Annotated in this window: 7 protein-coding genes; 4 read left to right on the top strand and 3 right to left on the bottom strand. The window is 71.0% G+C overall.

The features are described 5' to 3' along the window. Positions 1–172: 172 nt before the first annotated feature. The gene (locus tag ACWC24_RS39690; RefSeq protein ID WP_450667777.1) at positions 173–1,699 is read right to left on the bottom strand and encodes an alpha-L-arabinofuranosidase B; all 1,527 of its coding nucleotides are present in this window, start codon (positions 1,697–1,699) and stop codon (positions 173–175) included. Positions 1,700–2,184: 485 nt separating this feature from the next. Here ACWC24_RS39690 and ACWC24_RS39685 point away from each other — a divergent pair, with 485 nt between their 5' ends. The 4 genes from ACWC24_RS39685 to ACWC24_RS39670 all read left to right on the top strand — a co-directional run bounded on the left by ACWC24_RS39685 (position 2,185) and on the right by ACWC24_RS39670 (position 6,313). Continuing rightward, positions 2,185–3,219 (top strand): DUF5937 family protein, encoded by a 1,035-nt coding sequence (locus tag ACWC24_RS39685; RefSeq protein ID WP_450667776.1) that lies wholly within the window; start codon positions 2,185–2,187, stop codon positions 3,217–3,219. Between the two features lie 166 nt (positions 3,220–3,385). Further along, on the top strand, positions 3,386–4,675 hold the full coding sequence (locus ACWC24_RS39680) for an MFS transporter (protein ID WP_450667775.1): 1,290 nt from the start codon (positions 3,386–3,388) through the stop codon (positions 4,673–4,675). Between the two features lie 81 nt (positions 4,676–4,756). Then, entirely contained in the window at positions 4,757–5,362 is a 606-nt protein-coding gene (locus tag ACWC24_RS39675) for a TIGR03086 family metal-binding protein (RefSeq protein WP_450667774.1), read from the top strand. A gap of 147 nt (positions 5,363–5,509) precedes the next feature. Beyond that, positions 5,510–6,313: a hypothetical protein gene (locus ACWC24_RS39670; RefSeq protein WP_450667773.1), complete on the top strand. Its 804-nt coding sequence runs from the start codon at positions 5,510–5,512 to the stop codon at positions 6,311–6,313. A 9-nt stretch (positions 6,314–6,322) separates the two neighbouring features. Here the strand turns inward: ACWC24_RS39670 and ACWC24_RS39665 are convergent, their stop codons facing one another. Then, positions 6,323–7,084 carry an ABC transporter permease gene (locus ACWC24_RS39665; RefSeq protein ID WP_450667772.1) on the bottom strand — a complete coding sequence of 254 codons (762 nt, stop codon included), beginning with the start codon at positions 7,082–7,084 and terminating at the stop codon, positions 6,323–6,325. Beyond that, the gene (locus ACWC24_RS39660; protein ID WP_450667771.1) at positions 7,081–8,055 is read right to left on the bottom strand and encodes an ATP-binding cassette domain-containing protein; all 975 of its coding nucleotides are present in this window, start codon (positions 8,053–8,055) and stop codon (positions 7,081–7,083) included. Before ACWC24_RS39660 ends, ACWC24_RS39665 begins: the two co-directional genes overlap by 4 nt. Between the last annotated feature and the right edge of the window lie 74 nt (positions 8,056–8,129).

Here is an 8,129-nt window from a genome sequence, read left to right as displayed (position 1 = left end):
GAACTCCCGCTACGGCAGCCCCGCCCAGGCCTGGGACTTCTGGCAGACCCACCACTGGTACTAAACCCACCAGCGCCGGACACACCCCGCCCACAACAGGCACCACACGACACCGACCGCCGCCTCACACGAAGCGGCGGCCTTGTCGTATCCGGCGTCCTTGACTGCGGGGCTACGGCGCCCAGGGCTGGCCGACCGCCCAGCTCACGTCGTCCGTCCAGGAGGTGGCGCTGTCCCAGGCGTTCGAGCCGCCGTTGCTCGCGATGTAGACGCTGAGGTTGTAGTGCCGGATGAATCGGGTCGGGTAGTTGTACGACGCGAGGGAGCTGCCCGTGCCGCTCTTGCCGGTCGTCGGACAGAACGTCGCGTCGGCTCTGAACTGGGCCGTGCCGTCCATGGGTTGGCGGTAGAGCCGGAAGTTGGAGTGCCGCAGGAAGTCTCCTGGGTAGTTGCGCGACTCGAAGGAGACGCAGGAGCTGCCGGCCAGACCCCGGCGGACTATCCAGGTCGCGTCGCTCTTGTCGAGTGCCGAACTGCTGGAGGTGACCGAGGAGACGACCGCCGCGTTGTTCTGGTGGCGGATGTAGTCGGTCGTGCAGCACGAGGTGGTGGCGCGCAGCGAGATCTCCGAGCCCGGGGTCAGCGAGCCGGTGCTGCCGGTCGCACCGCCGTAGCCGACGGAGACGATGTCGGCCTGCACGGCGTCGTCCGCCGCGTCCGTCGGGATGCCGGAGGTCATGACCCCTTCGAAGAAGGATCCGATGGAGCCGTTGCTGTTGTCACCGCCGGTGCCGAGGACGATCGCGCCCTCCTGGTGCATGGGCGAGTATCCGCTGGTGGTGGGCTCCGCGCCGGAATAGGTCGTGGTCAGGGCGCCGGATTGCGCATTGCCGTATTTCAGCGCGAAATGGTTCTGTCCGTTGTTCTTCAGTAACGCGGTCACAAACGGCAGCGGCCCTGTCCCGGTATTGGACGTGTTCTTGCTGTAGCCGGAGTCGGACTGGAACAGGCCGTTCTCCAGGTCGGCCTGCACCCACGGGCCCTGGCCGTAGCAGGGCGAGAACCAGCACTCGGTGCCGAAGTTGATCGCGTCCATGTGGCCGTTGCCGGTGTCCTTGTTGTTCGTCTCGGCGTTGCCGTAGTCGAAGCAGCAACTGCCGTTCACATGAGTTCCGGAGGTCACCATGTACATCCCCTCGGCCTGCCCGTTGACGGCGACACCCGAGGTGGAGTTGTCCCGGTAGCCCATGCCGGCCGAGATCTCCAGACCGTAGACCTGGTGGCCGCCGACGGTCACCGGCAGCGCGTCCGCGGGCGCGCCGACATCGGCCGCGCCGGCCCCGCCGGCCCCTTCGACCGTGAGGTCGTTGTGGCGCGACGACTGGTCGTAGATCTGGGTGATGATGCAGGTGGTGCCGGAACAGAAGGAGTCCTGGGCCGCCGCGTTGGCATAGCCGCCCGCGGCCAGCAGGCCGATGTTGGCGGTGGCGCTGTCGGAGGCCCTCTGCACCTGGTAGAGCGAGCCGTTGTACGAGGAGTAGAGCGCCCTGACGAGGCTGTGCGCGGCGACGCACGGGGTGCCCGCGGCGGCGTAGATGTCACAGGGCAGCGAGCTCGCGGCCTGTGCCTGGGGCAGGCCGACGGCGAGGGCGAGGACGGTGACGAGCGCCGACAGCGCTGCCAGAGTCGCGGTTCTCAATCTTGATAACACGGTTGACCTCTTCTTTTTCCGGTGGGGGGATGCGGGTGCCTTACGTTCGAAATACCGGACGGCGTTCGATCGAAATGCCGAACCTGTTTCAATGGTCGAAATGTCGAACCATTGCGGAAGAGCGCGGGGCAGGGAAATCGCAATGTCGAACTGTCAATGCAGAGGCGATTGTTGGGCCGAACCCATGGGCCGTCAAGACTTACGGAACCGAACCTTCCCCAGTCTTTGACGGAGGCGGCGCGCCCGCCGCCCGGGCCGGCGGGCGGTCCCGGCCCGCCCGGCCGACCTTCATGGATTCGGCCAACTGTGGCCGACGGCCCGAGACGGGTGTCGTTCGAGCCGGTCCGGAAATGCGTACTTCGGCGGGGTGTCGCCCGGTTGAAATCGCGCCATGCGGGAGCTGCGACTGTCGGGACAGGGATTTATGGTGCCTGTGTGTCTCTCCGCCGCCGACCGGAGGGACACCGACGGGGATGGGGGAGACAGTGATCCGCTTCTCGGCGACCGTGGACGACATGGCGAGGGTGAGGTTCTCGCTCTCCCCGCTGGGCGAGACGGTCTACAGCATTCGGATGCTGGCCTCGGCGGAACGCAGAAAGCGGCACCAGCCGTGGGCCGACGACGTCCGCGCGAAGCTCGGAACCGTCGACCTGCTGTCGCTACGCGCGTTGATCCCGCCCACCGGTTATGTCCCGGACTTCCTCACCCCGCCGCCGGACGGCCCGGGTCCGCGCAAGATCACCGAAGAGCTGGAGATGGTGCGCTCGACCCCGAGCGAGCACTTCGTCGCCGAGGTGTCCTGGATGGCGGCGGACCCCGGCACACCTCCGGCCTGGCGGCAGGAGGCGGCGCCCCTGCACCGTCAGATGCTGGCTCGGCCGGAACCGGCCATCGCCCGGATCGCCGAGCAGCTCCACACGTACTGGCGGCTCACGCTGGAGCCGCACTGGCGGCGGCTCCAGGGCGCCCTCCAGTCCGACATCCGTTCCCGCATGCAGGTGATCGAGAGCTCCGGGGCGGCCCCCGTGCTCTCCTCGCTGCACTCCCGGATCACCTGGCGGGACGAGAAGCTCACCGTGCGCAGCGCCTACGACTACCAGGAGGACCTGGGCGGCCGGGGCATCGTGCTCGTACCGAGCGTGTTCTGCGGGCCGGAGGTGCTGACCATGACACCGCCGCAGCAGTCGATGATCGTCTATCCCCGGCCGGGCGTCGAGGAGTTGTGGAGCCGCTGCGCCCCGGACCGGCCGAGCCCGCTGGCCGCGCTGCTCGGCGGCGTCCGCTCCGCGGTGCTCGAAGCCCTGCTGGTGCCCGCCTCCACCGGCGACCTCGCCGCGGACATCGACGTCACTCCCGGCGCCATCAGCCAGCACGTCGCCGTGCTGCGCGAGTGCGACCTGGTGACCAGCCGGCGCGAGGGCCGACGCGTCATCCACTCGCTCACCGAGACGGGCGAGGCACTCGTACGGGGTGCCGTGGCGCCCGGCAACCGTCGCCTCTCGGCCTGAGCGGAGCCCGCGGGACCGGCCGGCCGTACCGCCGAGGGGCGGATCTCCGGTGTCGGTTTAGCAGGGGCTAAAAGCATTGGGGGCGTCGGCGCATGCGTGTTTGGCTCACGGCGCGACGTCGACCGAGACGGACTCGGTCCCCCGGCGGGCCCGTGCGAGGAGTCACATGAACGAGCGGAGCTTGGCTCCTCCGGCCGGACCGGCACGTACGCTCGCCCTGGCCCAACTGATCAGCAGGACCGGTGACGGCGCGTACTACGTGACGGCGGCCCTGTTCTTCACCCAGGTCGTCGGCCTGTCCGCGGCCCGGCTCGGTCTCGGGCTGACCATCGCCTGGACGGTGGCGCTGACCCTGGGCGTGCCGCTGGGGCATGTCACCGACCGGCGCGGGGCGCGCGGGACGGCGGTGTTCTTCCTCCTGTGCGCGGCGGTGGCCGTCGGCTCGTACCTGTTCGTGCGCTCCTTCCCGCCGTTCGTGCTCGCCGCGTGCCTGTACGCGGTGGGGCAGCGCGCCGGCTCCGCGGCCCAGCAGGCGCTGCTGGCCGGGGTGGTACCCAAGGAGGACCTCACCAAGGTCCGCGCCGTCCTCCAGGCCGGCTACAACGCCGGGCTCTCCCTGGGTGCCGCGCTCGGCGGCGTGGTGCTGCTGTTCGACACGCGCGGGGCGTATCTCGCGGCGTTCGCGCTCAACTCGGTGGCGTTCGCCGTGGGGGCCCTGGTGCTCCGGCGGGTGCCGCCGGTCACCCCCACCCCGGCGCCCGCGGCGGGCGAGCGGACGAAGTCGGTGTTCCGGGACCGGCCCTATGTCGCCGTCAGCCTGCTCAACCTGGTGCTCGTGCTGCACATGCCGCTGATCGACGTGGCGCTGCCGCTGTGGATCGTCGGACACACCGAGGCTCCGAAGTGGGTGCTGTCGGTGATGTTCATGCTCAACACGCTCGCCGTGGTGGTCCTCCAGGTGCGGGTGGCGCGCGGGGTGACCGACCTGTCGAGCGCGGCACGGTACGTGGTGCGCGGCGCGCTGCTGCTCGGCGCGGGCTGTGTCGTCTTCGCCTTCTCCGGCAGCGGCGGCTCCGCCTGGTCGGCGGTGCTGCTGCTGGTCGCCGCCGCGGGGGTGCAGACGGTGGGCGAGATGCTGTCGGCGGCCGGCAGTTGGGAGATCGGCTTCGGGCTCGCCCCGGACGGCAAGCACGGCCAGTACCAGGCGTTCTTCGGGTCGGGGCTGACGGTGGCCGAGATCGTGGGCCCGCTCGCGCTGACCGGACTGCTCGTCTACTGGGGCGCGCCCGGCTGGATCCTGCTCGGCGCCCTCTTCGTGGCGGCGGGCCTGGCCATGGTGCCGGCCGTGCGCTGGGGCGAGCGCACGCTGGCCCGCCGGGAGGAGGCGGTACCGGATGCCGTCGACGCGACGCACCCGGCCGACGCCGTCGACACGACGCTGCCGACCGCCGGCTGACCCTCCAGAGCGAGGCGAACATCGCGCCCCGCTACTTCGAGATGTGCGACATGTGCGACATTGCAGGAAAGAAGGCTGACGATGACCATCCAGGAGAGCGTCCGTGACCTCGACCGCCGCGCGGTGCTGCGCAGCGCGGAGATCGTCGCGGAGGTACGGGGCGACCGGTGGGACGTCCCGACGCCCTGCGCGGGCTGGACGCTGCGCCGGCTGCTGGCCCATATGACGGCGCAGCATCTGGGGTTCGCCGCGGCCGCCGGCGGCGAGACCTCCGACGCGTCGGTGTGGGAGGAGAAGCCGCTCGAGAACCCCGGGCGCGCCTACGCCGAGGCCGTCGAAGCGGTCCTGACCGCGTTCGCCGTCGACGGCGTGCCGCAGCGAGAGTTCTGGCTGCCGGAGATCCACCCGAAGGCGCGCTTCCCCGGCGCCCGCGCGATCAGCTTCCACTTCCTCGACTACGTGGTGCACGGCTGGGACGTGGCCGCGTCGCTCGGGATCCCGGCGGCGTACGACGCGGATCTCCTGGACGCCGCGGCGGAGGTGGCCCGCACGGAGGTGCCCGAGGGGCCCGCGCGGGAGCGCCCCGGTGCGGCGTTCCGACCGGCGCTCGCCCTGAGCGGGCGGGAGAGCGCCGAGGACCGGCTGCTACTGGTCCTCGGCCGTGACCCGCGGTGGTCGCCGAGGTGACCTGCTCGGTCCGTCTGCCGGACGGGGCGGCCCAGCATGTCGGCTCTGGCGCACCGGCAATCCGGTCGACGGTCTCGACATGACCGGGAAAGGAATGCGGGGGCGAGGACCTGGCCGCTGCCGCATCCCGGTGTCACGATCGGCTTCATGGCCCAACCCACCTTGGCGGGCCTGGCGTTGGCGATCGCCGTAGCCGTCTACGTCGCACTCGGCATCGCGTGGGCCCTGCGTGCCCGCGGCGACCGCAGGGCCGCCGCGCGCCTCGCCGCACTGAACATCGACCCGTACCACGCCGTGGCCACGGCGGGCTACCCGGAGGACGTCGACGAGGCCGCGGCCGCCGTGCTGATCACGTCCGGCACGGCACACGTCGACCTCGACGGGGTGGTCACCGTCTCGGGTGCTCCGGTCGAGGGCCGTCCCCGGCCGGAGCACCCGCTGCCCGCCGCCCTCCTGGACGCCCTCGACCGGCACAGCGGCAGCGCACCCCTGCGCAGGCTCGTCCACGACCTCGAACCGAGTCGGGCCCGGACGGCCTATCTGCACGGTCAGGACGCCAAGGTGCCCGGCTGGTCCCACCGCCACAGGGACCGCCTCAAGGAGATCGCCACCCTGACCATGCTGGTCCTCACCCTGTTCTACGCCGTTCAGATCATCTTCCTGCGCGCGGAGTTCGCGCCGCACGGAGTGCTGGAGACCCTGTTCGCCGTCCTCTTCCTCCCGGTCCTCTGGCTGATGATGTGCATACCCACGGCCTGGTTCGTGTTCAGGTTCTGGCCCCGCCTCCGCGACCCGTACCGCGCACACTGCGCCCGGCTGCCGAGGCATCCCGCCCTGGCGGCGCTCGACGCCGATCAGCGTGCCCGGCTGCGCAAGAGCGTCGTGTACCAGGAGAAGTGGGAGGCGGAGCAGTGCCGTTGGGTGGACGTGGACGCCCCGGGCGCCTTCTGAAGCCTGTCGTCAGCCGCGCGGCCGGGCGAACCGGGTCACGGCCAGGGGGAGGAACACCGCGAGCAGCGCCAGTGGCCACAGGACGGCCGCCCCTACGTGTCCGGCCTCGCCGCCCGGGCCGCCGAACAGGTCGCGCACCGCCGTGGCGGTCTGGGACAGCGGGTTCCACTGGACGAAGGTGCCGAGCCAGTCGGGCATGGAGTCCGGACCGGCGAAGGCGTTGGACAGGAAGCCGACCGGCCAGACGAGGATCTGTACCGCCTGCACCATCTCGGGTTTCCCGGCCACGAGGGCCAGGTGGATGCCGATCCAGAGCATCGCGAACCGGAACAGGAGCAGGAGGGCGGCCGCGGCGAGAAGGCTTTCGGGGCCGCCGTGGGGCCGCCAGCCGAGGGCGTACCCGACACCGCCGAGCAGCACCAGGCTCAGCGTCGACTGGAGCATGTCGGCGGCCGAGCGGCCGACCAGAACCGCTCCGTCGGTCATCGGCAACGACCGGAAGCGGTCGATGACGCCCTTGTCCATGTCCTGGGTGACGGCGATCATCGTGCCTTCCAGGCCGAAGGCCATGGTGAGCGCGAGCATTCCGGGGACCAGGTAGTCGACGTACGCGCCTTCCACGCCCCTGCCGCCGCCGACCAGGTAGCCGAACATCAGCAGCAGCATCACGGGGAAGGCCACGTTGACGACGACGGTGGCCGGCTGCCGGGCCCAGCGGGCCAGCTCGCGGCGGGTCATCGTCCAGGAGTCGCCGAGTACGTACGCGGTCATGCCGTGGCCTCTTCCTTCAGGTTCTGCGCGGTGTCGGTGAGGTGGAGGAAGACCTCGTCGAGCGTCGGTCGGCGCACGGTGACGTCCTCCGCCTCGATGCCGGCCGCCTGAAGGGCCCCCACCACCGCGGTGAGGGCGGCCATGCGGTCGGTGACCGGAGCGCTGAGCAGCCGCCGGTCGGCGTCGACGCTCACCCCGGTCAGGGGCAGCCGGGCGACGGCCGCCTCCAGCCGCCCGGCGTCGCGGAGCACCACGTCGATGCGGTCGCCGCCGGTCGCCGCCTTCAGCTCGTCGGCGGTGCCGTCGGCGATCACCCGGCCGGCGTCGACGACGGAGATGCGGTCGGCGAGCTGATCTGCCTCCTCCAGGTACTGGGTGGTCAGCAGGACCGTGGTGCCGCCGCCGACCAGGGACCGGACGGAACCCCACACCTCGGCGCGGCCGCGCGGGTCGAGGCCGGTGGTGGGCTCGTCCAGGAAGAGCACTTTCGGCTCGGTGATCAGGGACGCGGCGAGGTCCAGGCGGCGACGCATGCCGCCGCTGTAGGCCTTGACCGGCTTGCGGCCCGCCTCGGCGAGTCCGAAGCGCGCCAGGAGTTCGTCGGCGCGCGCCCTGGCCCGGCGGGCGCCGAGGTGGTGCAGCCGGCCGAACATCTCCAGGTTCTGCCGGCCGCCGAGTTCCTCGTCGAGGGCCGCGTGCTGGCCGAGCAGACCGATGTCGCGCCGAACGGCACGGGGCTCGGTGACGACGTCGTGACCGGCCACTTCGACCCGGCCCGCGTCGGGCCGCAGCAGGGTGGCCAGGATGCGGACCAGGGTCGTCTTGCCCGCCCCGTTCGGACCCAGCAGCGCGTGCACCGAGGCGCACGGAACCGCCAGGTCGAGTCCGTCGAGGGCGTTCTTCGCGGTGCCGGTTCCGCGACCGCCGTATCGCTTGCGTAGTCCTTCGATGCTGATCGCAGCGTCGGCCACCGGGACTCCTCACTAATCAAACTTGACTACCTGGGGCCGCCGAAGGTAACTCGGATCGAGCCTCTAGTCAAACT

The sequence above is a fragment of the Streptomyces sp. NPDC001443 genome (assembly GCF_053597355.1).
This window is presented reverse-complemented; position numbering and strand designations above follow the sequence as displayed.